General features: G+C 60.7%; 22 protein-coding genes. 9 read left to right on the top strand and 13 right to left on the bottom strand.

Annotated elements, in window-relative coordinates:
* Positions 1 to 155: 155 nt before the first annotated feature.
* On the top strand, positions 156 to 1,598 hold the full coding sequence (locus tag ACYZUD_RS13710; RefSeq protein ID WP_462024480.1) for a mechanosensitive ion channel domain-containing protein: 1,443 nt from the start codon (positions 156 to 158) through the stop codon (positions 1,596 to 1,598).
* Between the two features lie 148 nt (positions 1,599 to 1,746).
* Here the strand turns inward: ACYZUD_RS13710 and ACYZUD_RS13705 are convergent, their stop codons facing one another.
* From ACYZUD_RS13705 to ACYZUD_RS13695, 3 genes are all read right to left on the bottom strand, one after another.
* Positions 1,747 to 4,176 carry a TonB-dependent siderophore receptor gene (locus tag ACYZUD_RS13705; protein WP_462024479.1) on the bottom strand — a complete coding sequence of 810 codons (2,430 nt, stop codon included), beginning with the start codon at positions 4,174 to 4,176 and terminating at the stop codon, positions 1,747 to 1,749.
* Between the two features lie 101 nt (positions 4,177 to 4,277).
* Positions 4,278 to 5,237, bottom strand: a complete 960-nt coding sequence (locus tag ACYZUD_RS13700; protein ID WP_462024478.1) for a FecR domain-containing protein — start codon at positions 5,235 to 5,237, stop codon at positions 4,278 to 4,280.
* Positions 5,237 to 5,743 carry a sigma-70 family RNA polymerase sigma factor gene (locus ACYZUD_RS13695; protein ID WP_462024477.1) on the bottom strand — a complete coding sequence of 169 codons (507 nt, stop codon included), beginning with the start codon at positions 5,741 to 5,743 and terminating at the stop codon, positions 5,237 to 5,239. The genes ACYZUD_RS13700 and ACYZUD_RS13695 overlap by 1 nt, the downstream gene beginning before the upstream one ends.
* Positions 5,744 to 5,957: 214 nt before the next feature.
* Between ACYZUD_RS13695 and ACYZUD_RS13690 the strand changes: the two genes are divergently transcribed.
* Positions 5,958 to 6,398 (top strand): carboxymuconolactone decarboxylase family protein, encoded by a 441-nt coding sequence (locus tag ACYZUD_RS13690; protein WP_462024476.1) that lies wholly within the window; start codon positions 5,958 to 5,960, stop codon positions 6,396 to 6,398.
* 23 nt (positions 6,399 to 6,421) lie between these two features.
* Here the strand turns inward: ACYZUD_RS13690 and ACYZUD_RS13685 are convergent, their stop codons facing one another.
* The 3 genes from ACYZUD_RS13685 to ACYZUD_RS13675 form a co-directional block, all read right to left on the bottom strand.
* The gene (locus ACYZUD_RS13685; RefSeq protein WP_462024475.1) at positions 6,422 to 8,014 is read right to left on the bottom strand and encodes a DHA2 family efflux MFS transporter permease subunit; all 1,593 of its coding nucleotides are present in this window, start codon (positions 8,012 to 8,014) and stop codon (positions 6,422 to 6,424) included.
* Positions 8,011 to 9,132 (bottom strand): HlyD family secretion protein, encoded by a 1,122-nt coding sequence (locus ACYZUD_RS13680; RefSeq protein WP_462024474.1) that lies wholly within the window; start codon positions 9,130 to 9,132, stop codon positions 8,011 to 8,013. Before ACYZUD_RS13680 ends, ACYZUD_RS13685 begins: the two co-directional genes overlap by 4 nt.
* 97 nt (positions 9,133 to 9,229) lie before the next feature.
* Positions 9,230 to 9,994: an AraC family transcriptional regulator gene (locus ACYZUD_RS13675; protein WP_462024473.1), complete on the bottom strand. Its 765-nt coding sequence runs from the start codon at positions 9,992 to 9,994 to the stop codon at positions 9,230 to 9,232.
* A gap of 100 nt (positions 9,995 to 10,094) precedes the next feature.
* Between ACYZUD_RS13675 and ACYZUD_RS13670 the strand changes: the two genes are divergently transcribed.
* The 3 genes from ACYZUD_RS13670 (at position 10,095) to ACYZUD_RS13660 (ending at position 12,388) form a co-directional block, all read left to right on the top strand.
* Positions 10,095 to 11,231 carry an MFS transporter gene (locus tag ACYZUD_RS13670; protein ID WP_462024472.1) on the top strand — a complete coding sequence of 379 codons (1,137 nt, stop codon included), beginning with the start codon at positions 10,095 to 10,097 and terminating at the stop codon, positions 11,229 to 11,231.
* A 307-nt stretch (positions 11,232 to 11,538) separates the two neighbouring features.
* A complete protein-coding gene (locus tag ACYZUD_RS13665) occupies positions 11,539 to 11,904 on the top strand; it encodes a hypothetical protein (RefSeq protein WP_462024471.1) in 366 nt (121 codons plus the stop codon).
* 109 nt (positions 11,905 to 12,013) lie between these two features.
* Positions 12,014 to 12,388 (top strand): hypothetical protein, encoded by a 375-nt coding sequence (locus tag ACYZUD_RS13660; RefSeq protein WP_462024470.1) that lies wholly within the window; start codon positions 12,014 to 12,016, stop codon positions 12,386 to 12,388.
* 70 nt (positions 12,389 to 12,458) lie between these two features.
* On the opposite strand, the gene ACYZUD_RS13655 is transcribed toward ACYZUD_RS13660, so the two are convergent.
* Together ACYZUD_RS13655 and ACYZUD_RS13650 are read right to left on the bottom strand one after the other, a co-directional pair.
* Positions 12,459 to 13,391 carry a choline ABC transporter substrate-binding protein gene (locus ACYZUD_RS13655; RefSeq protein ID WP_462024469.1) on the bottom strand — a complete coding sequence of 311 codons (933 nt, stop codon included), beginning with the start codon at positions 13,389 to 13,391 and terminating at the stop codon, positions 12,459 to 12,461.
* Between the two features lie 112 nt (positions 13,392 to 13,503).
* Positions 13,504 to 14,973 carry an aldehyde dehydrogenase family protein gene (locus ACYZUD_RS13650; protein ID WP_462024468.1) on the bottom strand — a complete coding sequence of 490 codons (1,470 nt, stop codon included), beginning with the start codon at positions 14,971 to 14,973 and terminating at the stop codon, positions 13,504 to 13,506.
* Between the two features lie 204 nt (positions 14,974 to 15,177).
* On the opposite strand from ACYZUD_RS13650, the gene ACYZUD_RS13645 reads away from it, so the two are divergent.
* Positions 15,178 to 15,906, top strand: coding sequence for a class II aldolase and adducin N-terminal domain-containing protein (locus ACYZUD_RS13645; RefSeq protein ID WP_462024467.1), 729 nt, complete (start codon positions 15,178 to 15,180; stop codon positions 15,904 to 15,906).
* Positions 15,907 to 15,908: 2 nt separating this feature from the next.
* Here ACYZUD_RS13645 and ACYZUD_RS13640 read toward each other — a convergent pair whose 3' ends face one another.
* The 3 genes from ACYZUD_RS13640 to ACYZUD_RS13630 all read right to left on the bottom strand — a co-directional run bounded on the left by ACYZUD_RS13640 (position 15,909) and on the right by ACYZUD_RS13630 (position 20,004).
* Entirely contained in the window at positions 15,909 to 16,982 is a 1,074-nt protein-coding gene (locus tag ACYZUD_RS13640; protein WP_462024466.1) for a GlxA family transcriptional regulator, read from the bottom strand.
* A gap of 9 nt (positions 16,983 to 16,991) precedes the next feature.
* A complete protein-coding gene (locus ACYZUD_RS13635; RefSeq protein WP_462024465.1) occupies positions 16,992 to 18,653 on the bottom strand; it encodes a choline dehydrogenase in 1,662 nt (553 codons plus the stop codon).
* 181 nt (positions 18,654 to 18,834) lie between these two features.
* On the bottom strand, positions 18,835 to 20,004 hold the full coding sequence (locus ACYZUD_RS13630) for an aromatic ring-hydroxylating oxygenase subunit alpha (protein ID WP_462024464.1): 1,170 nt from the start codon (positions 20,002 to 20,004) through the stop codon (positions 18,835 to 18,837).
* A gap of 434 nt (positions 20,005 to 20,438) precedes the next feature.
* Between ACYZUD_RS13630 and ACYZUD_RS13625 the strand changes: the two genes are divergently transcribed.
* Genes ACYZUD_RS13625 through ACYZUD_RS13615 form a run of 3 tightly spaced genes read left to right on the top strand, consistent with a single transcriptional unit; the run spans position 20,439 to position 22,814 of the window.
* Positions 20,439 to 20,789, top strand: coding sequence for a hypothetical protein (locus ACYZUD_RS13625; RefSeq protein ID WP_462024463.1), 351 nt, complete (start codon positions 20,439 to 20,441; stop codon positions 20,787 to 20,789).
* 48 nt (positions 20,790 to 20,837) lie between these two features.
* Positions 20,838 to 21,257, top strand: coding sequence for a PAS domain-containing protein (locus ACYZUD_RS13620; protein WP_462024462.1), 420 nt, complete (start codon positions 20,838 to 20,840; stop codon positions 21,255 to 21,257).
* A 6-nt stretch (positions 21,258 to 21,263) separates the two neighbouring features.
* Positions 21,264 to 22,814, top strand: coding sequence for a diflavin oxidoreductase (locus ACYZUD_RS13615; protein WP_462024461.1), 1,551 nt, complete (start codon positions 21,264 to 21,266; stop codon positions 22,812 to 22,814).
* 63 nt (positions 22,815 to 22,877) lie between these two features.
* Here the strand turns inward: ACYZUD_RS13615 and paaZ are convergent, their stop codons facing one another.
* Both paaZ and ACYZUD_RS13605 read right to left on the bottom strand, forming a co-directional pair.
* Positions 22,878 to 24,932 (bottom strand): phenylacetic acid degradation bifunctional protein PaaZ, encoded by a 2,055-nt coding sequence (paaZ, locus tag ACYZUD_RS13610; protein ID WP_462024460.1) that lies wholly within the window; start codon positions 24,930 to 24,932, stop codon positions 22,878 to 22,880.
* Positions 24,933 to 24,991: 59 nt separating this feature from the next.
* The gene (locus tag ACYZUD_RS13605) at positions 24,992 to 26,245 is read right to left on the bottom strand and encodes an OprD family porin (protein WP_462024459.1); all 1,254 of its coding nucleotides are present in this window, start codon (positions 26,243 to 26,245) and stop codon (positions 24,992 to 24,994) included.
* Positions 26,246 to 26,248: the final 3 nt, after the last annotated feature.

Raw genomic sequence — 26,248 nt, 5'->3', positions numbered from 1 at the left:
GAGCGAGCCTGCTCGCGATGGCGGTCGATCAGTCACTGCAAATGTGTCTGTTCAACCGCCATCGCGAGCAGGCTCGCTCCCACCGTGTTTTGTGTTGTTCTGAAGGCATCAATTGCTCCTACACTGTGCCCATCCGTACTTGCTGGAGTTGCTCGATGCTGTCACTGCTCACCGATCATCCACTGCTCTGCGCGCTGGTCCTGATCCTGATCGATCTCGGCCTGTGGCGGCTGATCAGTGCCAACGGCAGCAACTGGAAACTGGTTGTGCGGCTGGTGATTTTCTCGTTGTTCAGCGTCGTGCTGTTCAACGAAGGCCTGAACCCGCTGGAGCCGGCGCCCTGGGCTGACAACATCCCGCTGCACCTGGCCGCGATCGGTTTGCAGATCGGCTGGTGGCTGTTCGGCGCGCGCACCCTGACGGTGCTGATCGGCGCAGTCATGATGCAACGGGTCGGGCACACCGGACGGTTACTGCAAGATTTGCTCGGTGCGGTGATCTTCTTGATCGCGGTCATCGCCGCCCTGGCCTATGTGCTCGAACTGCCGGTCAAAGGCGTGCTGGCCACGTCTGGCGCATTGGCGATCATCGTCGGCCTGGCCTTGCAGAGCACCCTCAGCGATGTGTTCTCGGGGATCGTCCTGAACACCACTAAACCCTATCAACTGGATGACTGGATCTCTATCGACGGCACCGAAGGCCGGGTCACCGACATCGACTGGCGCGCCACACGCCTGCAAACCGCCCAGGGCAGCATGGCGGTGATTCCCAACTCGCTGGCAGCCAAGGCCAAGATCATCAACTTCAGCCGGCCCAGTGATATTTTTGGCGTCTCGATCAGCCTGCAACTGAGCCCGCACGCGCGTCCGCAAACCGTGATCGACGCACTGGAACGGGCGATGCAGGGGTGTCGCTATCTGTTGAACAAACCGGCGGCATGCGTAGCGCTCAAAGGCTCCAGCGCCACCGGCGTGGAATACGAAATCAGTGGTTTCGTGGTCTCCATGGATCAGAAACGCATGGTCCGAAATCTGCTGTTCGACCTGGCGTACCGGCACTTGCAGGCGTCGGGTGTCAGCCTGTTGTCGAGCGTCGAGCCGAATGCACCGGCCAACCTGTCACGGCCACGGGCACTGCTGGACGCCTCGAGCATTTTCTCGACGTTACGTCAGGAAGAGAAAGAAACCTTCAGCCAGAACATGACGCTGCAAACCTTCCGCACCGGGGAAATGATCCTGCCGGCGGGGGAGGTCAGCGATCACTTGTTCATCATCGAGTCGGGCGTGGTCTCGGTGGAACTGACCCGGGGCGGAGTCAAGTTCGAGTCCGGGCGCATGGGGCCGGGTGAGGTGATTGGCGAGGGCGGGATTTTGTCGGATACGGCGCTACCGGCGGACTTCAGCGCCAAGACGTTCTGTAGTTTGTACCGGATCGAGAAGGAATACCTCAAACCATGCCTGGATGCGCGGCATGACATCAGCGAAGCGATGAAAGCGGTGCTGGATTTCCGCTTGAACAAGGCGCGGACATTGACTCAGGAAGAGCCGAAGGTTGTGGAGAAGAAGGGGTTTTTGCAGTGGTTGCGTAATAGGGCATAGAGATTTTCGGTGAATGGCCGCTGCGCGGATCGCGAGCAGGCTCGCTCCCACAATGATTGTGGGTTACTCAGGATTCGAGTTCACAACAGATCCCTGTGGGAGCGAGCCTGCTCGCGATGGCGGCAGCAGGCCCACCGCAGAATTCAGATCAGAAATCCACAGTCGCCGACACTTTCAAAGTACGCGGCGTACCCTGGGTCAGATACCCCCCATTCGCCGAAGCCCAATACGCCTTGTTCGCAACGTTCTCCAGATTGGCGCGCAGCGTAATTTCCTTTTCATCGACCTTGAACGCATACCGCGAACCCACATCAAAGCGATTCCACGCCGGGATGCTTTGGGTGTTGGCGGCATTCAAATATTGCCCGCCGGTGCGCAACATCCGTGCGCTGAGCGCCGCGCCTTCGATCCCCGGCACGTCCCAGTCGGCGCCCACGTTGAGCTGAAAGCGTGGCACGCCGACCGCGCGGTTGCCGTCGTTGACACCATTGGTGCTGCCTTCGATCTCGGTCTTCATCAGCGTCGCGCCGCTCAGCAGGCGCAGGCCATCGAGCGGTTCGCCGTAGACGTTAAGCTCCAGGCCTTTGTTTTGCTGTTGGCCGTCGACCCGGAAAATCCCGTTCTGCGTATAGCTCGACGGCTGTTCGATACGGTACACGCCCAGGTTCGCGCCGTAGCTGTCCATGTCCAGGCGCACGCCGGCTTCGATTTGCTTGCTGCGCACCGGGGCGAAGGTTTCGTCGCGGTTGATCGCACTGGTCGGCGGTGTCGGCCCCTTGGCCAGGCCTTCGATGCGGTTGGCGTAAAACGAAACGTGTTCCCACGGCTTGATCACCAGACCGTAGACCGGGGTGGTGATCGACTCTTCATAGCTGGACGTGCGAGCGCCGGTGGTGGTGTTCCAGCCGTCGACGTTCAGGGTCTGGCCCCGCACGCCAAGGGTCAGCAGCACGCGATCGTCGATAAAGCCCAGGGTGTCGGAAACCGCCGCGCTGCGCAGGGTGTTTTTGCCGACGATGCGCGGATCATGGATGTCGCTGCCGAACGAAGTGGCTCGTGGCCGCGGTTTATCGGTGACGTCATAGATGTTGGTGCTGTAGCGCCCGGCGGTGGCAATCGTTTCGAAAGCCGAGCGCTGCTGGCCCCAGATGCCGGCCAGGCCGAGGTTCAGTTGATGGCTGACCGGGCCGGTATTCAGGTGGCCATTGAGGCCGGCCATCAGGCTTTGATTGTCCTCGTCGTGGGGCGGGTAGAGCATGCCGCCACGGGCATTGCCATTGAGATCGGTGAGGGTCAGGGACGAGTAAACGCCGTTTTCCCGGGTATGTTTGGCACCACCTGAGACGTAGGCGGTCCAGCTGTCGCTGAGGTCATACTCGGCGCGGGCCATGCCGAAGGTGTCTTCCAGCTGTGAATAGCTCCAGCTCTGCGCATAGCCGGCGTTGGCGTCCGGAACCTTGGGCACTTTCTTCAGGGCGGAATCGACGTAGACCACCGCGCGGCCCTGGTTGATCACCTGCTTCTGGTAGCCAAGGTCAGTCGACACCCGCAGGCGATCGCCGCGATAGTCCAGGCCCAGGCTGATCAGCGACGAGCGCTGGTCTTCATCGTCGACGGCGGTATCGCCTTCGCGTTGCATCAGGTTGAGCCGTGCACCGAAGCGGTTGTCTTCGCCGAAGCGCTGGCCCAGATCCAGATGCCCACCCACGCGCCCATCGGCGCTGTAATCCAGGGTGACGCTGCGGGTCGGCACATCGCTGGCGCGCTTGGGTTGCAGGTTGACGCCGCCGCCAATGCCGCTGCCACTGGGGGTGACGCCGTTGACGAAGGCGTTCGGCCCCTTGAACAATTCCACCCGTTCCAGCGCTTCGGTAGCAATGATCTGTCGGGGCAGGATGCCGTACAGACCGTTATAGGAAATGTCATCGGACGCCAGCGGCAAACCGCGGATCATGAACACCTGGGAGAAATTGCCGAACCCGGCGGACTGGCGCACCGAGGCATCGTTGAGTAGCACATCGCCAACGGTCTGGGCTTGCTGGTCGGCGATGGTCTTGGCGGTATAGCTGGTGACACTGAAGGGCAGGTCTTTCAACGCCTGATTGCCGAGCATGCCGACCTGCGCAACCTTGGCGACCTGACCGCCAGCGTAGGTGTCGGCGTTGTCATCGCGCACGGCGCTGACGTTGGTGGCGCCCAGTTCCAGCGCACCGTCGGCCGCTAATCGCGGCGCCACTGTGTAACCGTTGCCGCCCGTGCTGATCAGCTCAAATCCACTGCCTTCCAGCAGCTGTGCGAAGCCCGATTGCACGCTGTAGCTGCCTTGCAATCCCGGACTCTGGCGATTGCCCAGTTGTGCCGGGTCGAACGACAGCGGCACCCCGACGCTCACGGCAAATTGCGCCAGGGTATGGCTGAGCAAACCGGGGCCGATGTTGACGTTACGGCGGGTACTTTCGTTGACGGTATCCGCCGCTTGGCTGTTGAGTGGCAGCAACGCGATAAAGGCCATGGCAACACTCAGGCTCAAGGCCTTGAGCGGGAAATCGGCGGGGCGGTGCAGTGGCGTTGAAGTCATTCGGCGTTCCTGTCGAGCGCGTGGAATTGAAGAGGTATATCCACACACCGAACGAAGCGCAGAAAGGTATCAGGGGAGAGTGAAAAAAAACCGCAGCGCCGTCAGACCCGCGGTTCGACCGACAACCAATACCGGGTCAGGCTGCTGATTTTCAGCGGCAGCGTATCGCTGAGCAGGCGCAGGCTGGCGTCGGTGTCGCGCAGGGAAAACGCCCCCGACACCCGCAGCCCTGCGACATCGGCGTGACAGCGCAACACGCCGGGGCGGTAGCGGCCCAATTCGCCGAGCAGTTCATCCAGACGCATATTGTTGGCCAGCAGCATGCCTTTGTCCCAGGCCAGGGCGCTGGTGTCGAAGCTTTCCAGTGGCTCAAACCGATTGAGCTTGAAGCTCTGACGTTCACCGGCCTTGAGGGTGATGCTTTGGTGAAGTAACTCCGGCGTGACCTCCACCCGTCCTTCGAGCACCGACACCTGGCTTCGCGAGCCATTGATCCGCACACAAAACCGGGTGCCCAGCGCACGTGCGATCCCTTGCGGGGTCTCGACGATGAACGGCCGGGCGCGAGGGTCCTTGGCGGTACTGATCAATATTTCGCCATCCAGCAACACGACTCGGCGCTCTCGCAGGTTGAAAGCAATGTTCACCGCACTTTCAGTGTTGAGCAGCACCTGACTGCCGTCGGGCAGTTGCAGGTTTTTCTGTTCTCCCACCGCCGTGCGTTGATCGGCGGTCCATTGCTGCCAAGGCACATGTTGCGAGGCGATGCCCAAGGGACCCGCCATCAGGAGCAAGCCCAGGCGGGTGAGGGTCTGGCGGCGACTGAGGCCATCCTTGCGCGCGGCCCGCTGCAAGGTCTGGATGGCCAGGTTGGCCGGCACGCTCTGAAACTCGCCAAGCAGCGCTTCGGCCCGTTGCCAGGCCTGGGCATGTTCGGCACTGCGATTGCGCCATTGGGCAATGGCCTGGTGGTCGTGAGGCGTCGCCGTACCTGAATGCAGCTGCACCAGCCAGTCGGCGGCCTCGCCGAGAATCTGCGGGTTGATCATCGACGAACTCATCAGGCGACACTCAGGCAGGCAATGAACGCGGCGCGCATGTGCCGTTTGACGGTAATCAGCGACACCCCCAGGCGCGCGGCGATCTGGCTGTAGGTCAACCCCTCGATCTGTGACAGCACAAAGGTGTCACGGGTGGCGGCCGGCAATTCGCGCAGCAATGCCTCGATGCGCATCAGAGTCTCGAGAATCAGCAGGCGGGTTTCCGGTGACGGCACTTCGGCGACCGGCATGTGAGCAATGGTCTCCAGATAAGCTCGCTCGATGTCCTGCCGACGCCAGCGGTCAATCACCAGGCCCTTGGCGATGTGGGTCAGCAGTGCCCGGGGTTCGCTGCCCAAGGGTTTGACAAATTGTCGGGTCAACAGACGCAGGAACGTATCGTGGGCCAGATCAGCCGCGTCGCAGCGGTTACCGAGTTTTCGATGCAGCCACCCCTGAAGCCAACCGTGGTGTTCGCTATAGAGGTTCTGGACTTGCTGGTTCGAAGGCTGGTCGGCTGACGACATGGGGGACAGATACTCGTTTCGGGCGTCCTGGCCTGATTGCAATTAAGAATTGATCGCATTCTAGTGGCGCAGACCGAGTGCTGGCAATTCTCAAAACGCACTTTATTTTTTGCGGCCCCCCAATGGCCTCCTCGACTTATGAAATATTGGCTATTTGTGGGAGGGGCATGGGGGATTAACGTAGTTCCAACCCCACTGGTAACTGGAGCTCACCATGCAACCTCGTATCGATTTCTACACGGCGTCCCCAGACGCCCTCAAAGCCATGATCGCCCTGGAAACCGCTGTTTCGAAGCTGCCACTGGAAAAAAACCTGATCGAACTGGTCAAGCTGCGCGCGTCGCAGATCAACGGCTGCGCTTTCTGCATCGACATGCACACCGCCGATGCCATCAAGGGGGGTGAAACCTCGCGTCGCCTGTTCGCCGTGACGGCCTGGCGCGAGGCGCCGTTCTTCACCGACCGCGAGCGTGCCGCTCTGGCCTGGACCGAATCCCTGACCCAACTCAGCCTGACCCACGCCCCGGACGAAGACTACGAACTGGCCGCCGCCCAGTTCACCCCCAAAGAACTGGTCGACCTGACCGTGGCGATCTCCACCATTAACAGCTGGAATCGCCTGGCCGTGGGTTTCCGCAAAATGCCTCAGGCCTGATTGTTCAGGCGTGGTGCCGAGGCTCAATGACCCTCCGCACTCGGCGCGGCCGGTGGTTGTACCTTACGCATCAAGGGCACCATCGCCGTAGCGATGACGAAGCAGACCCCGATCATCAGAAACGCGTCGCCGTAGGTTTGCGTCTGGGCTTCGCGGTAGGTCAGCAGCCATAGTTGATGCAGGCTGGCGGTGACGCCCTCGTCACCGCTCCGGCCCAGAGCGGCGAAGTTGGTGCCGACCTGGGCCAGCCACTGATTCAGTGCTTCGTTGGTGCTGTTGAGGTTTTCCGCCAACCGGGTGAAGTGCAGGTTGGTCCGGTCGTTGAGGATGGTCGCGCACGCGGCGATGCCGATGGCACCCCCCAGGTTTCGCATCAAGTTGAACAATCCCGACGCATGCTTGAGCCGCGCTGGCGCCAGCCCGCCGAGGGTCAGGGTCACCGCCGGCGGCACCGCCAGTTGCTGGGCAATCCCGCGCAGTGCTTGCGGCAGCATCAGTTCTTTGCCCCCCCAGTCATGGGTGATCGGGCTGAAATCCCACATCGACAACGCGAACAGCCCAAGGCCGGTCATCATGATCCAGCGCAGGTCCATGCGGTTGGCCAGAAAGGCGTACAGCGGAATCGCCATGATCTGGAACACGCCGGTGGAAAAAACCGCCAGACCAATGTCCAGCGCACCGTAGCCACGCACCCGGCCAAGAAACAGCGGCGTCAGGTAAATGGTGGCGAACAGGCCGATCCCGGTGACGAACGAAAAGAAGCAGCCGAGGGCGAAGTTGCGGTCCTTCAAGGCGCGCAGATCGACAATGGGGTTGGCCACGTGCAGGGTTCGCCCGATGAAGGCCAGACCGGCCAGGCCGCTGATCCACGCGGTGGTCAGAATCGTGCTGTCGCTGAACCAGTTGAAGCGTGGGCCTTCTTCCAGGGTGTATTCCAGGCAGCCGAGAAACAGCGCCATGAACACCATGCTCAGGTAATCGGCGCCCTTGAGCAGCGAGAGTTCCGGCTGGTCGATTTTCACCAGCATCGGCACCGCCACGGCGACGAAGATACCCGGCACCAGGTTGATGTAGAACAGCCAGTGCCAGGACGACACATCGGTGATCCAGCCGCCAATCACCGGCCCCAGGGTTGGCGCCAATGAAGCCACCGCACCGATGGTCGAGGCTGCAATCACACGTTGTTTGCCGGTGAAGAAAACGAACGCCGTGGTGAACACCAGCGGGATCATCGAACCGCCGAGAAACCCTTGCAGGGCACGGAAGGCGATCATGCTCTGGATGTTCCAGGCCGCGCCGCACAGCAGGCTCGCCAGGGTGAAACCCACCGCCGACGCGCAGAACAGCCAGCGTGTCGAAAACACTCGGGAGAGCCAGCCGGACAGCGGAATTACAATGATTTCGGCGATCAGGTAACTGGTTTGCACCCAGGCCGTTTCGTCCGTGCCCGCCGAGAGCCCGCCGCCGATGTCGCGCAACGAGGCGGAGACGATCTGGATATCCAGCAGGGCAATGAACATGCCGATGCACATGCTGGCGAAGGCGAAGACCTTGGTCGCCGTCGCCATGCTGGCAACATTGAACGGTTGCGCGGGGGCGGCGAGGGTGCGGCTCATGGCGCGCTGGCCACGGCTGGGGTTTCAGGCTCCTTGCGCGTATCCACTTCAGCAGTCACCGACAGCCCCGGACGCAGATGCCCGAGCACGCCATCGGCCGGATCAAGCAGAATCCGCACCGGCACACGCTGAACGATTTTGGTGAAGTTACCGGTGGCGTTTTCCGGTGGCAGGACGCTGAACTGCGAACCGCTGGCCGGTGCGAGGCTGTCCAGATGGCCGTGGAATTCCTGCCCCGAGAGCACATCGGCATGAATGATCACCCGCTGCCCCGGCGTCATCCGTGCCAGTTGATCTTCCTTGAAGTTGGCGTCCACCCACAGCCCGCTGGCCGGCACGACCGACAGCTGCTGGGAACCGGCCTGAGCATATGCGCCGACCCGCGCCCGGCGATTGCCGATCACGCCATCCATCGGCGCCCGCAGCTCGGTGTAACCCACGTTCAATTGCGCCAGATCACGCTCGGCCCGGGCCTGCATCAGCGCGGCGCGGGCTTGCTGTTTCTGGGTTTCGATCACGTTCAGCTGACGTTGCGCCGCCAGCAATTCAGCCTGGGCCCGGGCGCTCAGGGCTTGTGCCGTCTTGAAGGTGGCGTCGGCCCGTTGGGCACTTTCCACCGAGACGGCATTGCTGCCGACCAGGCGTTTGTAGCGCGCATTGTCGTCCCGTGAGCGGGCGGTTTCGGCGCCGGTGGCATCGATGCCGGCGCGGGCCTGACCGATCACTGCGTGTTGCAGTTGTTCGGTGGCGTCGAGGTTGGCGAGCAAGGCTTCTTCAGCGGCGACCGCGCCTTCGGCCTTGGCCAGGTTGGCGCGGTAGTCACGGGAATCGAGGCGGATCAACACGTCACCGGCCTTGACCTTCTGGTTGTCGGTGACCAGCACTTCTTCGATGTACCCTGCGACTTTCGGCCCGATGACCGTCACGTCGCCGCCGATGTAAGCGTCGTCGGTTTCTTCGATGAAACGGCCGGCGGTCCACCAATGCATGGCATACACACCGATGAACACCAGCGCGGCAATGGCCAGGGCCAGCAGGAACAGGCGTTTGAGCAGGGGCGGTTTGGGGGTGTTCACCGGGACAGCAAGGTCGGGTTCAAGGGTGGGCATGCTGGTCATGGAGAATTACCTATGGGAAACGGCGTTTAATTACGTACGTAATATGACGCATGTAATATTTGGTATCAATTGGTTTTTGCTGCCGGTCGTCAGGTGCTTATTTCAACCAGGCGCCGGGGGTGAGGCCGGTCATGTCCTTGAAGAAGGAGATAAACGCACTGTCGCTGGCAAAACCCAGTTCGAAGGCGCTGTAGCCGATGTTTCTTCCGGTCGTGAGCAGTTCGATTGCGCGCATCAACCGCCACTGCTGGCGCCATTGCTGATAGCTCATGCCGGTTTCCCGCTGGAAGATTCGCCCGATGGTGCGGCCGCTGGCGCCGATCCGCGCTTGCAAGGCCTGAAGTTCCGGCGGCAACTGATCGAGCGTCGCGAGCAGTGGCGCCAGGCGTTTGTCCCGAGGCAATGGCAACAGCATTGGTTGTTGCGCGGCGTCGCGAATTTCGCTGAGGCACAGGCCCAGCAAATGAACGAATTTGCCCTGCTGCCAATCGGTGTCGAAGTCGGCGAGGGCGATCGGCTCCAGCACCGCGCGCAGCAACGGGCTGACTTCAATCACACAGACGTGTTGCGGCAGGTCGACGCACACCTCAGGAGTCAGGTAAATCGATCGGTAGTCGACGCTCTGCTGCATCACGGCGCGGTGGGCAACCCCGGACGGAATCCACGCGGCGCGGGAGGGTGGCAACAGGCACAACTGCTGCGCAAGCGTAATTCGCGTGCAGCCTTTTCGGGTGAATAACAGCTGGCCGCGTTGATGCTGATGCACGCCCGAATCGTGATCGCCAAGGGTCGCGGCGATACCGATGACGGGTGCCGGGTAGCTGTCGGGGTCGAATCGTGCGCGGGCATCGAGCCAAGCCATGCTTTGTCTGATTTCATCGATTAGTTGTCTGGGTTTTGATAATACGTCAGTCACGGCTTCTTAAGCTGCTCGCCAGTTTTCCCTGAAGAGTGAAGTCGTGATGAATTGCAAAAGCCTGTTGGTGTTGGCAATCGCCTTGCTGATGTTTCCGCAGATCGCCCAAACCCTTTACAGCCCGGCACTGGCAGACATCGGTCAGGCGTTTGACGTTGGCCCGCAAGAGGCGGCGCAAACCCTCTCGGTGTTTTTTCTGGCCTTCGCGTTCGGCGTGGTGGTGTGGGGCCGGATGTGCGACCGGATCGGTCGGCGACCTTCGATGCTCGCCGGGTTGGCGTTGTACGCCGGTGCTTCGATGCTGGCGCTCAGTGTCAGCACATTCAATGCCCTGTTGATCACCCAGGCGCTGGCCGCGTTCGGTGCGGCGGTGGGCTCGGTCGTCACGCAAACCGTATTGCGCGACCGCTTCAAGGGCGCGGAATTGGCGCAAGTATTTTCGGTAATGGGCATCGCCCTAGCGGCCAGCCCGGCGATTGGCTTGTTCACCGGGACGAGTCTGGTGCAAGGCTTCGGTTATCGAGGTGTATCGGGATGCCTGTTGCTGCTGTCCCTGGGATTGTGGTTGTGGTGCCTGCGGGCTCTACCGGAAACCCGACCGCAGAACTTAACGACGCCTGCGCTCTTCGAGACGCTGTGGACAATGCTGAGGGACCGCGAAATCTGGCGCTCGACGCTATTGGTGGCGCTATTCAACATTTCCCTGTTCAGCTATTACAGTCTCGGTCCTTTCGTGTTTCAGCGTTTGGGTTTGAGTGCGCAGTTGTTCGGTTACAGCGGTGTGATCCTGGCTCTGGGCTCCGGCCTCGGCGCCTGGCTCAACAAACGCTTGCTGCGTCGAGGACTCGGTAGCTCGCAACTGATTCAGCTGGCGGGGGCGGTAACATTGGTGGGGGCCAGTGGCGTGTGGCTGATGGAGGAAAGCGGTTTGTTTGTACTGGCGATGCTGCTGGTAGTACTGGCGTTCGGCATGGCGATTCCGAACATCCTCGGTTCGGCCCTGGCGAATTATGGCGATCGACTGGGCACGGCTGGTGCGTTGTTCGGTTTGCTGTATTACTTGTTGATCGGTGGCGGGCTGATGCTTGCAGCCTGGGGGCAGGCGTTGGGTGAAACCTTGATGGTGTGCGGTGCGCTGGCGTTGCTGCTGGCGTCGGTAGAAAGCAAACCCATTGCTGTTTGATCGTTCCCGTGGTCAGCCGATTCCGGTGCAGTTGTAGGCAACGACGCGAAGCTATGTAGCTTCAAACAATTCATGTAGGAAAATAAAACCCTGTGCTAGTTTGGCTGGCAATGTTGAAACGCATGGGTAGTGGCTCTTTGTAAAGCATTGCTCAAGATCACAAAACTTCGAAATCTTCATATACAAGGACGTTCAATTATGCCGTTACAGCGGCCCATCAGGCGTTTTCTGCGCTATATGATGCTCGGCGATAGGCGGTCACGGTTACGCTTTGCGCTACTGAATACCGAAAGGTAGAGTGAAATTTATGACAGATGCCAGACCTCAACTTTCAAAGACTGAACTTGCCCACGCGCTTCGCGAACTGAAGGGGTTCAGTGCCGATCTGGATACTCAAAGTGGTTACGACGCTTCAGCGGCGTTGATCCCTGAAATCATGGCCGACCCGATTCAACGAGATCGGCTCGTTTCATTACTGGAGCAGTTTGAAGAAGATCACCCTGAGCGTTCAGCTACCCGCTGGGTAAATGACGGTTTACCCGTGGACAGGAGTTCAGCATCACAGGTTTCAGATGACCTTTGTTTTGATTCGCCGACGGGAACTGAAGATGCAAGTCCGATGGCCGGGCCTGTCGGGGCAACTGTAAAAACGTTCTTGAGTACATATAAATAAGAAGTGGTTGGATCTACTTCTTATGGCTCTTGCGCGACTTCCGAGTTGCCATATGTACTCAATGAGTCGGCCAGTGAGTGCGACGAATGCCCTAAACAGGTTTCTTTTGATGTTGACCTGGAGTCAAGTATTGGTTCTGGCCAAACAGCGACTGCAGGGGGAAGCAACGCGTCGGGCTTCGTTTTTATCCCGGCTTGCTCAGGTTTTTCATGAGGACGAGCCTCCAGAGTGGGAAGTTGAAAAGTGTCCGATTACCAAAAATTCATTTTTGATTATTTTGAATCATGGTGTTGATCGCGCATCCATTGGTTTTATAGGCAACGGTCAATGTGCTTTTGTCATGGTGTCTATCAACGACACTGCTTTGACAATGAATGAATCCTTCGAGAACTCTCAAAAGTTTGCAGCACGTATCGCGGACTTCTTTACCGACGCTCCAAAGTCGAGTCACAAGGCCATCCAGCATATGCTTAGAGCGCTGTGATAAAGATCGTCCGAGCGTGAAAAGTGCCTGCCTTTGAAAGGGCAGGCACGTTAATACCCTCCCGCTGCTATCAAGGTGCCAATCGAGAACTGGCCACCACCAACCCATCCTTTCCATCCCGACTGCTCACCCCCGCCAACCACGCCTCCAGCACCGCCGGATTGGCCTTCAACCACGCCTTGGCCGCCGCTCGCGGTTTCTGGTTCTGATTCAGTACCGCATCCATCAACTGGTTTTCCATGGCCAACGTGAACTCCATGTTCTGCAGCAATTTGCCGACGTTGCTGCATTCCTTGAGGTAGTCCTTGCGCACGTTGGTGTAGACCGTGGCCTGGCCGAAGTTCGGCCCGAAGTAGTCGTCGCCGCCGCTGAGGTACTTCATTTTGTTGCGGGTATTCATCGGATGCGGTTCCCAGCCGAGGAACACCATCCATTCGTTTTTGCGGGTGGCGCGTTTGAGTTGCGAGAGCATGGCGGCTTCGCTGGATTCGACGATTTTGAAATCCTTGAGGCCGAAGGCGTCCTTGTCGATCATGCTCTGGATCAGCCGGTTGCCGTCGTTGCCCGGTTCGATGCCGTAGAGCTGGCCGTTGAGTTTGTCCTTGAATCTGGCGATGTCGGCAAAGTCATGCAGCCCGGCGTCGTAGACGTAGTCGGGCACCGCCAGGGTGTATTTGGCGCCGTGCAGGTTGGCGCGCACGGTTTCCACGGTGCCGGCGTCGCGGTAGGGCTTGATGTCGTTTTCGGTGGTGGGCATCCAGTTGCCGAGGAACACATCGAGTTCTTTGCCTGAGGACAGCGCGCGATAGGTCACGGGAATCGACAGCAGGGTGGTTTTGGTTTTGTAGCCAAGGGATTCCAGCACTTCGCTGGCGATGGCTGTGGTGACGGTGATGTCGGTCCAGCCGACGTCGGAAAACCGCACCGTGGCGCAGGATTCCGGTTCCGCTGCCTGGGCGAGCAACGGCAGGCTGAGGGATGCGAGCAAGAGCAAGACTTTCATGGATCAACTCCTCAAAGGTAAACGTCGGCAGCGGTTTGGGTTGTTTGGTTTTCTTGTTGTTAGAGGTGCAGCAAAACCTGCCTGTGGCGAAGGGGCTCGTTGACCCTTTCCCTTAACTAACCCCGAACCAGTTCAACGGCGCCGGTTCGGTGTTGAGGTAGATGTGCTTGAGCTCAGTGAACTCATCCAGCCCGGCCCGGGACAGTTCGCGACCGATACCGCTGGACTTGTAGCCGCCCCACGGCGCTTGCGGGAACGCGGCGTTGTAGTCGTTGATCCACAAGGTGCCGACCCGCAGCCGTTTGGCCATGCGATACGCCTTGCCGATGTCCTGGGTCCAGACGCCAGCAGCCAGACCGTAAGGTGTGTCGTTGGTCAGTCGCAGTGCCTGGGCTTCACCGCTGAAACGCTCGACGGTGATCACCGGGCCGAAGATTTCTTCCCGGGCGATGCGCATGTCGGCCGTGACGTTGCCCAACAAGGCCGGGCGCAACCAGAAACCGCGTTCGAACTGCTCGGGAATCGTGCCGCCCGCCAGCAACGTCGCGCCTTGTTCGAGGGCGCCGGCAATCATGGTGAGGATCTGGTCGCGCTGGCCGGCAGAAATCAGCGGGCCCATTTGCGTCGATGGGTCGAGGCCATCGCCCAGCCGAATGTTCAGGATGCGTTGCTGCAAGGCTTCAACAAATCGGTCGTGAATCCCGTCCTCGACCAACAGTCGAGAGCCGGCAGAACAAATCTGCCCGGCATTGAAAAACACCGCGTTCGGTGCCTGATCCAGCGCCACTTCGAAGTTGGCATCGGCGAACACGATGTTCGGATTTTTCCCGCCCAACTCCAGCGCCACACGCTTGAAATTGCCCGTGGCCGCGCGCATCACCTTACCGCCTGCACCGGCGCCACCGGTCAGCGACACCAGGTCCACTTCATCGCTGGCAGCGAGCAATTCTCCGACGTCACCCGGGCCGCAGAGCAGGTTGAACACGCCGTCGGGCAAACCGGCTTCAGCCAGCAGTTCAGTCAGACGATGAGCCGTCATTGGCGTCAGGCTGCTGGGCTTGAACACCACTGTGTTGCCGGCAGCCAGGGCCGGGGCGATCTTCCATACGGCTTGCAGCAATGGGTAATTCCACGGCGCGATCAAGGCACACACGCCCACCGGTTCGCGCTGGTTGAAGCTGATGACATGGGCGGGCGCATGGCTGTTGACGCTGGCGCTTTCGGTTTCCAGCAGCGCGGCGTAATAACGGAAGGTCGCGACCACATTACCCACGTCACCGAGGCTTTCGCCCAGGGTTTTTCCGGCGTTGAGGGTTTCCAGGCGGGCGAGGTTTTCAGCATCCAGTTCGATCAAACGGGCGATCCGCTGCATCAATTGCGCACGCTCGGTCACCGCCATCGTCGGCCACGGCCCGGCGTCGAATGCCTCGCGCGCGGCACTGATCGCACGCTGCGCATCAGCAGGCCCGGCCACCGCCACGTGCGCCAATACCTCTTCGGTCGCGGGGTTGATCACCTCCCGAAAATGCGCCGCTTGCGGCGCCTGCCAACTACCTGAGATGAACAACGGAATCTGCAGCATGTGCGTCTCCAGCCAAGTGGGTCGTGGCGCTGACTATGGCGGTGTCGGCAACGCTGCTCTTGATCAAACGCGGCATAACCACGCCGTTTTTCCACGGCCGCCACGCCGCGAAATAACGGCAACCCATGTCGTTTCCCGTCAAGTGCGGGCACGGCGTCTCTCTACACTGGCAAACAACCGCCAAACGAACCGAGAGGGGACGTGATGAATCAAGCTGTCGAGCAACTGAGAATCCGCCTGGCCTGCGCTTTTCGCTGGGCCGCGCGGCTGAACCTGCACGAGTCCATTGCCAATCACTTCAGCGTGGCGGTGTCGGGGGACGGCCGGGAGTTTTTGATCAACCCGTATGGCAAGCATTTCTCCAGGATCAAGGCCAGCGACCTGCTGCTGGTGAATGCCGATGATCCGGCGAGCCTCGATCGCCCGGACGCGCCGGACATCACCGCGTGGGCATTGCACAGCGCCTTGCATCGCAATCAACCGCACGCCCGCTGCATCCTGCACGCGCATTCGAAATACGCGACAGCGCTGGCCTGCCTGACGGATTCACGGCTGCCGCCGATCGAGCAAAATTCGATGCGCTTTTTCGAGCGCGTGGCCATCGACGACGGGTTCGACGGCATGGGCCTGGGGGACGAGGCCGAGCGGGTCAGCCATCTGCTGGCAGACAAACCGATTCTGCTGATGGGTAACCATGGCCTGCTGGTTGCAGCGCCGACCATCGCTCAGGCGTTCGATGATCTGTACTACTTCGAACGCGCCTGCGAAACCTACATCACCGCGCTCTCGACCGGTCGCGAGTTGCGCATCGCCAGTGATGACATCGCCCGCAAGACTTGCCGGCAATGGCTCGACTATCCGGGTTTTGCCGACAAGCATTTCAACGCGTTGATGGGCATTCTGGATGAGGAAGAGGCGGGCTATCGGCTGTGAACTCAATCCGCCCCGGTCGGCCGGTGCTCCTTGCGCAATGGCTGGCGCATCACCGGGGCGGTCCAGACCTGGCTGCGGTCTTCACTGGGCGGGCAACCGAAACGGGCGCGGTAGGTGCGGGAAAAATGCTCGAGCGAGCCGAACCCCGAACACGCCGCCACTTGCGCCACACTCAAGCGCGTCTGTTGCAGCAAACTGTGGGCCTTCGCCAGGCGCAACGTGATGTAGTACTTGAGCGGTGACAGGCCGGTCTGATGCTTGAATTGCCGCTCCAGTTGCCGCCGCGAGAGACCGACCTGGCCGGCAATCGCTTCACAATCCAGCGGTTCTTCCAGCGCCTGCTCCATCAACTGCACCGCACGGCGAATTTTGCTGCCGTACATCCCGGTGTTGGTCAGGCCTCCGTCGAGTTGATTGTCCGCCGGTGCACGCACATGGCCCATCAACAGGTGCATGCCGATTTCCCGCGCCAGTTCGCTGTCGATGCTCTGGCCGATCCAGCCGAGCAGCATGTCCAGCGTCGTCGTTGCACCGGCGCAGGTCATGCGTTGACGCTCAAGCGTGTAGAGCTGCGGCTTGGCGTGGACGCGCGGATAACTCTCCTGAAAGCCCTGAAGATTGTCCCAATGCACCGCGGCTTCGTAACCGTCGAGTACGCCGGCCGCCGCGAGCAATTCCGTGCCGGTTTCCACGCCCGCCAACACGGCGCCGAACAGCGCCTGTTTGCGCAGCCAGCTCTTGAGCGCCAGGTTGCGGCTGTGTTTGTGTACATCAAAACTGGCGATCACCAGGCACACATCGAAACCCTGATCGGCGCGTAGCCCGTCGTTGGCCACGGTGTTCAGGCCATTGCTGGCCTGCACGGGTTCACCGTCCAGGGACAGCAGCGACCACTGGAATAGCTCGCGTTGGGACAGCCAGTTGGCGATGGCCAATGGTTCCAGCACGGCGGCCAGGCCAAAGTTGGAAAACGACGGCAGCAACAGCACCGCCACCCGCAACGGCGCGACATCGCCGCGCCGCCAGGTGAAGCGGGTTTCCAGCGGCGTAGCGCTGTCAGACGGTTGATTGCTCATGAGTCATCTCTATCGTTGCCGTGTCTGCCACTGCGGATGACGCCACACCGGTGCATCGCTGCCCGGCAGTGGTTTCATGCCGCGAATCATGTCGCTGGCCTTTTCTGCAATCATCACCGTGGGTGCGTTGGTGTTGCCGCTGACGATCACCGGCATGATCGAGGCGTCCACCACCCGCAAGCCGTCGAGGCCATGCACGCGCAGCTGCGGATCGACCACCGCTTCCGGGTCGCCCACCGGCCCCATCTTGCAGGTGCCGCTGGCATGGTAGCCGGTTTCCGTGACCTGCCTGGCCCACGCATCCAGTGCTGCGTCGCTCTGGGCATGGGGGCCGGGGACCAATTCTTCACCCTTGAACGCCGCCATGGCCGGTTGCTCGATGATCTCGCGCACCAGCCGCGCGCCGGCACGCATGTCGGCTCGATCCTGCTCGGTTTTCAGGTAATTGAACAGGATGCGCGGCGGCTGTCGAGGGTCGGCGCTGTTCAGGGTCACGCTGCCCAGGCTGGTGGGGCGCATCAGGTCGATGTGGATCTGGAACGCGTGCCCCGGCACCAGATCGACGCTGCCGGGTTTCACCGCCAGCGGCATGAAGGTCAGTTGCAGGTCGGGATGCTCGACCCCGGCCCGGGAACGGATGAACGCTCCGGCCTCGAAATGGTTGCTCGCTGCCAGCCCGTCGTGGGTGGCGAACCAGCGTGCGCCGATCCACCATTTGCCTGGAGCGGTGGTCCAGGGGTAAAGCGACACCGGTTTCTTGCACAGGTACTGCACGACGGTGTCCGGGTGATCGTTGAGTCGTCGGCCGACCCCCGGTAAATCGTGAACAACCTTGACCCCCAGATCCCGCAGTTCCGCCGCCGGACCGATCCCCGACAGCAACAACAACTGCGGCGAATTGATTGCTCCGGCCGTCAGCAGCACTTCGCGTCGGGCGTGAACCTGATGGGTCTCACCGTTCTGTTCGTACTCGATTCCCATGGCACGATTGCCGTCGAACAAAATGCGCAACGCCAGCGCATCTGTTGCGACGCGGACATTACCTCGCGCCAACGCTTCGCTGAGATAACCCCGCGACGTGCTCCAGCGACGCCCGGCGCGGGTGGTGCGATCCACCGGCCCGAACGCTTCCTGACGATAGCCATTCAAGTCGCTGCTGATGCCATATCCCGCCTCGGCACCCGCCGCGAGAAACGCCGCACACAGCGGTGTTCGCACATCGCCGGGCGTGACGTGCAGATGCCCCGTCGCCCCTCGGTAATCGTCCTCGCCGTCGGCATGGTTTTGTGCGCGCTTGAAGTACGGCAGCACCTCCTGATAACTCCAGCCGTCACAGCCTTGTTCGGCCCACGCGTCGTAATCCCGGGCATGGCCACGGATGTAAACCATGCCGTTGATCGACGACGAACCACCCAGCGTCCGGCCGCGAGGCGTGCCGATCCTGCGTCCATCCAGGTACGGTTCCGGTTCGGAGGTGTAGCTCCAGTTGTAGCGCGTGCCGCTGACCACGATCCCCACTGCGGACGGCATGTCGATGGTCCAGCTCTTGTCCGCCGGGCCCGCTTCCAGCACCAGGATCTGCACGCCTGAGTCTTCGCCCAAGCGGTTGGCCAGCACGCAGCCCGCAGATCCTGCGCCCACAATCAGGTAATCAAACTCATGATCGGTCATGGTTCGTGGTGCTCCATCAAAAAGTGCTGCATGAACAAACAATGTCAGTCAGGGACGATGCGAAACCTGTGGGAGCGAGCCTGCTCGCGAAGGCTGTTTAACAGGCGACATCAATGTTGAATTTAATGGCCTCTTCGCGAGCAGGCTCGCTCCCACCTTGGGCTGCGTCTGACTGAAGGGTTCAGACGGCGGACGGCCCGTGAATCCCGTTGAACACCAGACGATGGAAGTGATGCACCAGGTGCTCGCTTTCATTGCTGCGCTGGGCGTCGATCATGTAGCGGCCCTGGTCGTAACCCAGCGAATGCAGGCCTTTCTGCACCGAGATATTCAAGGCGATGTCTTCCGGCCCCAGGTCCTCGTTCATCCACTTCATGCAGGACTCGGAAACGGCAGCGGTCTCAGTGTTGTTGGTGTAGTAACCGAAGCGCAGCAACGAACGTTCGGCATCCAGCGGGATCATGATGAACGAGCCGAGAAACTCCGAGAACGGGAAGGTATAGAAGGTGTTGTTCGGCCACATGCCGATGTTGAAAAAACATTCGTCCGGGTTCAGTTCGCTTTTCAACGGCACACCATAAGCCTCGGTCACCGAGAGGTTGGCCGGGGCGACGTAGGTCCACCAGTTGTCGCGTTTGGTCAACTGATAGCCCTTGAAGTCGATGAGTTTGGCCAGGTCGATATGGCACGGTCCGGACAACTTGAAGTGATAGCCCTCGATGGAGTTGTCCATGATCACCTTCCAGTTGGCCGGCACGATCACGTCCTGTTCCTCGATCAGGCGCATGTTGTCGAGGTGCGGGAAGACGCGGCGCATCTCCTCATCGGCACCGGGGAACAGGTCGCGCAGCGACGGCGCGGCCGGGTCGAGGTTGAAATAGACAAACCCGCCCAGCTCTTCGGTGCGGATCTGCGGAATGTTGAACTGCTGCAACTCGAAGTTTTTCATCTTCTCGCAACGCGGCGCGCTGCGCAGGCTGCCGTCCATTTCGTAGCACCACGAGTGATAGGCGCAACGCACCACGCCGCCGGTGGTGCCGCGACGCTCTTCGAGCAGGCGATTGCCGCGATGCTGGCAAACGTTGTGGAAGGCATGGATCTGCCCCTGACGATTCTTCGCCACCACCACGCTCTGGTCGAACAGATCCGTGACCACGTACTGACCCGGCTCGGCGAACTCACTGACGTGCCCGGCCACGTGCCAGGCGTGCATGAAAATGTTGTCGCGCTCGGCCTTGAACAGGCTCTCGTCGAAAAAATAGCGCGAAGGCAGGGTGAAGGCTTCTTCCGGGTCCTGATGGTCCCAACCCTCTACGGGGCTTTGCTGTTTGCGGGTTTGGAAGTTTTGCATGGGGTGATCTCCACAGTGACTGGCCGCACGGCACGGCGAGGTGTTCTGAGACCTAATCTAGGGGGTGGGGCGGGGGCGGGATTGACGTAAAGCGACCAGTTGCCCGGTAAAAACATCAAGGTGAAATGACGCCGGTGCGGAGTGCGAGGCGAAAAGATCGCAGCCTGCGGCAGCTCCTACGGGTATGCATACGACGCAATATTGCGGATGTACTCGGTCAATGTAGGAGCTGCCGAAGGCTGCGATCTTTTGATCCTAAACGGCGAAACGAAAAGCCTGATAGTGTCATTAAGACTATGTTGTTGTCGTAATGACTCTTATTCTAAGTTGTCATTGCGACTATCAATTTTTGTAAGTTAATGAATTTATTAGTTTTAATTTTTGGCACGCTTCGTGAAATAGTTAGGGCAAACCAACCGAAGCAGGAAATCGTCATGACGCGCTCCATTCCCCTCGGCTTTACCCTCTGTCTGTTGTTCTCTCCACTTTGCATGGCCGATCAAGTGGTCCGCGAGGTTCCCGATACCACCGCTGGCAAAGGCTTCGGTGCCCTGACCGGCCTGATGGTCGGCGCAGTGGGTGGCCCAGTGGGCGCGCTGATCGGCGCTGGCGCCGGATTCTTTGCCGGCAGCTCGGTACAGGAAGCGGCCGGCCTCACGGAAACCGCCTACGAAGTGAAGGATGCCGAAGGCGACATCAGTACCGTGCGCTCGCCCAATGCCCGCTTCGAAGTGGGCCAGCAGGTCACTCGCAAAGGCCCACGCCTGGTGGCTCGGGACAGCTGAGTCGACGCTCGCCGACGTGCAAATTTTTAATCCTCAAGAGGCAACACAATGCAAGCCATCAACACCAAAGTCTTGAACGCACTGGAAAACGTCATGGTGATTTCCACCACTGACCTGCAAGGCAATATCACCTACGTCAACGACCTGTTCTGCAAGCTGACGGGCTACAACAAGGAAGAGTTGCTGGGACAACCCCACAGCATCGTCCGCCATGCTTCCGTGCCCAAGAGCACTTACAAGCAAATGTGGGACACCATCAAGAAAGGTGAAATCTGGACTGGCGTGATCCCCAACGTCGGCAAGGGCGGTGGCCTGTACGTGGTCGATACCACGGTTCAGCCGCTCTTCGACGAGCAGGGCAACATTGTCGAATACATCAGCATCCGCCGCGTGATCAACGACCTGATGAGTGACTTCGAAGCACTGGAGTTTTCCAAGGAGCAATTCGACGACCACTACGACAGGTAAGCGGCCATGCCAGGGTTAATCGAACGCATCGTGATCGGTTATGGCTCTGAGTCCGGCAATGCCCATGGGCTGACGCAACGGTTGTTGCGTCTGCCTTGTGTGCAGCCGTATGAATTGACCGTGCAGGATCTCAACAACCTTGAACTTGACGCGCTGACCGCGCGGGATCTGTTGATCATCGTTTGCAGCTCGTTCGGTGACGGCGAACCGCCGGCCAATGCTGATCGCTTCATGGATCAACTCAAATCGCACGACAGCCTGGCCGGTCTGCGCTACGCGATCTTCGGCCTGGGCGACACGGCCTACCCGACCTTCTGCGGCTTCACCAAAGACCTGGACGCAACCCTGCTGCAAAAACACGCGCAACCGTGGATCAATCGCGTGGACGCAGACACCGATTTCGAAGGTTTTTTCGACACCTGGTGCGCCATCCTCGACGCGGTGCTGAAGGGCGACCGTCGTGCCGGCACCACCTTGCAATTGCAAGTGACGGCCTATGGGGAAAATGCGGCGTGGCCCGCGCGGGTTATCTCTCGCACGCGACTCAATGCAACCGCGCCTCACGCCTGGCAGATCCGCCTCGACATCGAGGGCAGCGGCATCAAATACCGCGCCGGGGACAACCTCTACGTCCTGGCGCAAAATGATCCGCAGCTGCTAACGCAGATCGGCCAGTGGTTCGGTCGGGACGATGCCCACACGCTGTTGGCCACCAAGGAACTGCGACAACTGGGTAAATCCCTGTTGCGCGAGATCGCCAGGGTCGGTCAGCACGACACCTTGAAAAGCCTGTTGAAGGTCAGCAACCGCAAAGAACTTGAAGCCTATCTGTACGGCAAGGACATCCTCGATGTGCTCGGCGATTTTTGTGAGCCCGGGCAACTGAGTCTGGAGGAGTTGACCGAGTGGTTGCCCGACTGTTTGCCCCGGGCGTATTCCATTGCCTCTCACGACAATCCCGGCTACGTGGACCTGTGCATACGTGAAGTCGCATATGAGCTGGCGGATCGTCCGCGCACAGGCACCGCGACGGGCTGTCTGGCGGGGAAGCAGCCTCAGGTTCAGGTGTTTGCGCGCAGCAATCCGCGTTTCCACTTGCCGCGGCAGGTCGATCATCCGGTGTTGCTGATCGGCACGGGCACCGGCGTTGCGCCATTGATTGCGTTGCTGGAACAGATCGAGCAGCAAAGCAGTCCCGCGAAAACCTGCCTGGTCTTTGGCGATCGTCGCCGGGCATCGGACTTCCTCTACCAGTCGCGCCTCGAAGCCTGGCAACACAATGGCGTGCTGGATCGGCTGATCACCGCGTTCTCCCGGGACGCTGAAACCCGCTACTACGTGCAGGACGCGATGCTCGAACACGGCGCCTATCTGTGGGCACTGCTCGGCCAAGGCGCGCACATTTATTTGTGCGGCAACAAAAGTCACTTGGAGCGGGCCATCGATCAGGCGCTGCTGACGGTCGCCATGACTTTCGGCCAGCTCACCGAAGAAGACGCACAAAGGTTCGTCGCAGAACTGTCGGCCACGAACCGCGTGCATAAAGAATTGTATTGAAAGTTCCCGCCTTGGACGGGTAGGCGAGCCGCATCTCGTCTACCCGTCTTTTTTTGATGCGGGTCAGTCCTCGCGCTTTACCACCAGGGTCAGGATGTCGTAACTGGCGACCAGCTCGCCCAACTGATTAGTGACTTCCACGTCCCACGCCACCACGCCTTGCGGGATGCCCTGCGGGCTCTTTTTGCCCTGATCGATTTTGCGTTTGCAGGTCAGGCGCGCCTGGATGGTGTCGCCGATGCCGACCGGGTTGATGAAGCGCAAGGTATCGAGGCCGTAGTTGGCCAGGACCGGGCCGGGTGCTGGCGAGACGAACAGACCGGCCGCTGCCGACAGCACGAAGTAACCGTGGGCGATGCGTTTGCCGAATTGCGATTCCTTGGCGGCGATGTCGTCGAAGTGCATGTAGAAATGATCGCCGGACAGGCAACCGAAGTTCACCAGGTCAGCCTCGGTCACGGTGCGACGGTGGGTCAGCAACGATTCGCCGATCTGCAAATCCTGGAAGAAGCGGCGGAACGGATGCACTTCGGTTTCGATGACCTTGGCGCCGCGCACGTATTCGCCGGTGACCGCTGCCAGCATGGTCGGTGAGCCTTGCACTGCCGCCCGTTGCAGGTAGTGTTTCACCGCACGCAAACCACCGAGTTCCTCACCGCCGCCGGCACGACCCGGGCCACCGTGTTTGAGTTGTGGCAGGGGCGAGCCGTGGCCGGTGGATTCGGCGGCGGATTCGCGGTCCAGCACCAGCAAGCGACCGTGCCAGGCAGCGGCGACCGGGATGGCCTTGGCCGCGATCTGTGGGTCCTTGGTGATCAAACTGGCCACCAGGCTGCCTTTGCCGCGAGCCGCCAGAACCAGTGCTTCGTCCAGATCGTCGTAGGCCATCAGGGTGCTGACCGGGCCGAACGCTTCGATGTCGTGGGCGCCGCCTTCGGCGTGCGGGTCGCGGGATTGCAACAGGGTTGGCGCGAAGAACGCACCCTGGCTGACGTTTTCGCCGCGTGGCTCGAAACCGTCGCGGGCGCCGAACAGCATGTCGCTGCTCTGCAACAGGCTTTCCAGACGCTCGGCGACGTCTTTTTGCTGATCGTGGGAGGCCAGCGCACCCATGCGCACGCCTTCCACCGACGGGTCGCCGACCACGACTTTCTTGAGGCGATCACGCAAACGGGTGGCGACCGCATCGATGTGTTTGGCCGGCACGATGGCACGGCGAATGGCGGTGCATTTCTGCCCGGCCTTGGTGGTCATTTCCCGGGCGACTTCTTTGATGAACAGTTCGAACTCTTCATCGTCCGGCGTGACGTCCGGGGCGAGGATCGCGCAGTTCAGCGAGTCGGCTTCGGCGTTGAACGGCACCGAGTTGCGGATCAGATTCGGGTTGACCCGCAGCTTGGCCGCGGTGTCGGCGGAACCGGTGAACGTCACTACGTCCTGGCCTTGCAGGCGATCCAGCAGGTCACCGGTGCTGCCGATGATCAATTGCAGACTGCCCGCCGGCAGCAAACCGGATTCGTCCATCAGCCGCACCACGGCTTCGGTCAGGTAGCTGGTGGCGCTGGCCGGTTTGACGATGCACGGCATGCCGGCGAGAAAGCTCGGCGCGAACTTTTCCAGCATGCCCCAGATCGGGAAGTTGAAGGCGTTGATGTGCACGGCCAGGCCACCACGGGGCACCAGAATGTGCGTGCCGGCGAAGGTGCCCAGTTTGCTCAGTTGCATCGCCGGGCCTTCGTGAACGATGTTGCCCGACGGCAGTTCCCGCGAGCCGAGGCTGGCGTAGGTGAACAGCGTGCTGTTGCCGCCTTCGATGTCGATCCAACTGTCGGCGCGGGTGGCGCCGCTGTGGTGCGAAATCGCGTAGAGCTGTTCCTTGCGTTCGCTGAGGTACAAGGCCAGTGCCTTGAGACGCTGGGCCCGTTGCTGGAAGTCCAGCGCCATCAGCCCGCTGACGCCCTGGCGGCGACCGTGCTCGACGGCTTCGGCGAAGTCCGGACGCTCTTCGTGGGTGCGTGCAATCTCATGGCCGTCGATGGCGCTGCGCAGCACCTGGGCGCCGTGTTGGCCGATCCAGCGACCGGCGATGAAACTTTGCAGGGTAGGGGCGTGAGGCATCACGATTCCTCCGGGTTATGAAAAAGGTCAGGCGCGGCCGCAACCGCGCCCTTCAGGGATTACCAGAGCGCCACGGTGTAGCCGACGATCAGCCGGTTTTCATCGATGGCGGTGTTCAAGCCATTGCCGGAACGGAAGGTCACGTTGCGCCAGCGCAGGCTGACGTCCTTGAACACACCGCTCTGGATGACGTAACTGATGTCGGTGTCGCGCTCCCGCTCGCGGCCGTTGTCGACACTGCCGGCCTTGACGTGGCGGCCGTCGGTGTAGCGCGTCATGAAGGTCAGGCCGGGGATGCCTTGCGCCGCGAAGTCATAGTCGTAACGCAGCTGCCAGGAGTCCTCGTCGGCGCGGGTGTAGGTGTTGTAGGTCACCAGGTTGACCACGTACGGGTCACCGCCGTTGAGGAACGGAAACGCACTGTCGCCGGACAACTGCTGGTACGTGGCACTGACTTTGTGGGCACCGTGGGACACGGTGAACATGCTGTTGAAGTTGCGGTTGTCGATACGCCCGGCGCGTTCGGCACCGTCGCCCCGGCTGTCGAAATAGCGCAGGTCGCTGCGCAGGTTGAAACCGTTGCCCAAGGGCTGGGTGTGCACCAGCCCGACGAACTGCTGGCGATAAATCTGATCGAGCTTGCCGTAGTAGTAGCTCAGGTTCAGTTGCGGACTGAAGGTGTAGGTGCCGCCAGCAAAGTCGAAGTGATCGCTGCTGGCGGCGCCGTAGCCGATGTCATCGTTGCTGGAGGAGTCCCGCAGGTTGGCCTTGGTCAGGCGCCCGGTATTCACCGTCAGGCCACTGATTTCCTGGCTGGTCAGCAAGCCGCCCTCAAAGGTCGAACCCAGCAGACGGGTGTCGTTGTAGGTCGCTACCGGCAACAAGGGTTGCAGGGTGCCGAGCTTCAACACGCTTTTCGATACCCGCAGCTTGCCGGTCAGCCCCAGTTCGCTGAACTCGTCCGCAGGCTCGTGGCTGTTCGGGCCAAAGGGCAGCAGCCCGGTGCCTCGGCGATCCGGGTTGGAGTCGAGTTTCAGCCCCAGCTCCCCCAGCGCGTCGAGACCGAAGCCGAATGTCCCGTCGGTGAACCCGGACTCGATGCGCGCAGTGAATCCTTGGGCCCATTCTTCAGCCTTGGATTGTGGCGCGTTGTCCTGACGGAAATCGCGATTGATGTAGTGGTTGCGCATTTCAATGCGGGCCTTGCTGTCGTCGATGAAGTCGGCCATGGCGCTGGGGGCGACCATGGGCAGAGTCAATGCGGCGGCTAACGAAAACAGTGATTCATAGGGTGCGGTACGCGCGGGCTTCATTAT

The organism is Pseudomonas sp. XS1P51, assembly GCF_054897845.1.
The sequence above is the reverse complement of the archived record's forward strand: the minus strand, read 5'-3'. Positions and strand labels throughout refer to the sequence as shown.